The sequence below is a fragment of the Arthrobacter sp. 05T47 genome, from assembly GCF_056395825.1.
The window spans coordinates 1-1,751 of record NZ_JBFTKG010000122.1; the positions used below are offsets into that span (position 1 = coordinate 1).

The 1,751-nt window shown below is 63.3% G+C and carries 2 protein-coding genes; both read right to left on the reverse strand.

What is annotated here, in order from left to right; translation table 11 throughout:
* Positions 1-92 precede the first annotated feature (92 nt).
* On the reverse strand, positions 93-788 hold the full coding sequence (locus tag AC1DEY_RS23170) for a hypothetical protein (protein WP_476870045.1): 696 nt from the start codon (positions 786-788) through the stop codon (positions 93-95).
* A 318-nt stretch (positions 789-1,106) separates the two neighbouring features.
* A partial coding sequence (locus tag AC1DEY_RS23175) for a GAF and ANTAR domain-containing protein (protein ID WP_476870046.1) occupies positions 1,107-1,751 on the reverse strand: 645 nt, incomplete at its 5' end.

Genomic DNA, 1,751 nt, shown 5'->3' on the forward strand with positions numbered 1-1,751 from the left:
GGCCGGGATAATTCGGTGTGTGCGACACATAGGGACAGGGCGCTTCGATCGTGGAACGGCTGTCTTTCGTCGAGAGCCCGTTGCTGCCCGGCCTATTGGCCAAGCAGGGAGACGGCGTGGGCGATGACAAGTGCGAGCAGCACGAACCCTCCGAAGGCCTCCACGCCCATCAGGGATTTTGCCCTTGCCGAAAGGGGCATCGTGTCGGTCGGGCTGAAAGCCATCGAGTTGGAAAGCGAAAAGTAGACGTAGTCGACAAAGGACGCCGTCCAGTCTGTCTTCACGGAGGACCGGGCAGCAACTTCCTGCACTGCGTCGTGGTCTTCGTCCTGGGGGAACCGGAAGTCTGCCCGGGGCAGCTCATGGCGCGGGGCATGGCGGCGGGTAACCGGACCGCCCCGGTCCAGTTCCCAGTAGACCAAGGCGAAGGCGATGACGTTTGTCACCCATACCTGGAGGGCCGCGAGCAGCAGCGTTGGCCCGTTGCTGTTTCCGGAGTTTGTCAGAAGAATGACCAGTTGAACGAGTGCTGCCTCATTGGCCACGACAAGCAACAACGCCTGGCCGACAGAAAGGTACCTTGACCAGCGGGTTTCGCGGACCAGCCTGCGTGGATTCAGGACAATAAGCGGAATCAGCAGCGCCAGGCCGACGACAACGACGGAGTAGCGTACCGCCGGAAGGAACGTCGTGGGCAGCGTCGCGTAAAGCGCCAGCGCGATGAGAAGGCCGATGACGGCAGGCCAACGGTGTTCCGCCCGGGCCTGCCGTTCATTGTGGGTGGTCATGGTCAGGAGTGTAGGTCCTGGGCCGGGCCAGAAGCCGCAGAGTCAACTTAAGGTCCGCCCGGCGTGTCAGGCCACTATGGATCCACCGCCGTGGCCTGCGGCGGCCGACGGGACGCGCAGGAGGGCAACGATGTGTTGCCGGTTCAGCCCGAGCCGACACATCAGCACCCATGCCGCGTGAGGAGCGCGCCGCCACCGTCTGTCCATGATGGACCCCTCCTGCCACGGCCATCGCACCAGGCGGGCGGGGCGCCGCGGGACCAAAGCCGCTGCATTGGCACCCGCACCGGTTGTCTTCAGGCCGTTTGAACAACGTCCTTACGCGTCGAAGTGCGTCCGGACTTGCGGGTCCTGGGATATTGAAGCGACGACTGATGCGGCGATGTCGCGGAGTTTGACGTTCCGGGTGCTGGAGGCGATTTTCAGGATCTTGATGGCCGTCTCCTGACTGCATCGGTTCTGCGCCATGATGGCGCCGGTCGCCAGGTCGATGGTGGTCCGGGATTCCATGGCTGCAGTGAGGTGGGCTTTCGCCTCGGCCAGCTGGCTGATCCRCACGGCCAGTCGAAGTGCTTTGGAGGCATGATGTGAATACGTTTCAACCATGCTGATGTCCTCACCGGTGAAGCCATGGGGCCGGGTGGAGTACAGGTTAAGGCCCGCTTCCGCTTCCCCTTCCAGGACCAGCGGCACGGACAGGCTGGATCCTACTCCCGCCTCCAGCGCGGCCCCGGTGTAGGCGGGCCAGCGGTTCTCATGAGCCAAATCAGGGACATGCACGACGGTCTGCTGGCGGATCGCTGACAGGCAGGGCCCATCGCCAGAAATGTATTGAGTTTCATCCAACCGGATGGCGCGTTCTTCGCTGCTGGCCACGGTCACTGGCTTTTTTCGCTGAATCAGCGTGATGCTGCAGAAGGCGATGGCGGGGTCGGCCAAGGTGACGGCGGAGAACTCGGCTAG

What these genes read in the sequence shown, in the direction of transcription:
- AC1DEY_RS23170 (WP_476870045.1), bottom strand. Translation starts at nt 788, where the DNA reads ATGACCACCCACAATGAACGGCAGGCCCGGGCGGAACACCGTTGGCCT.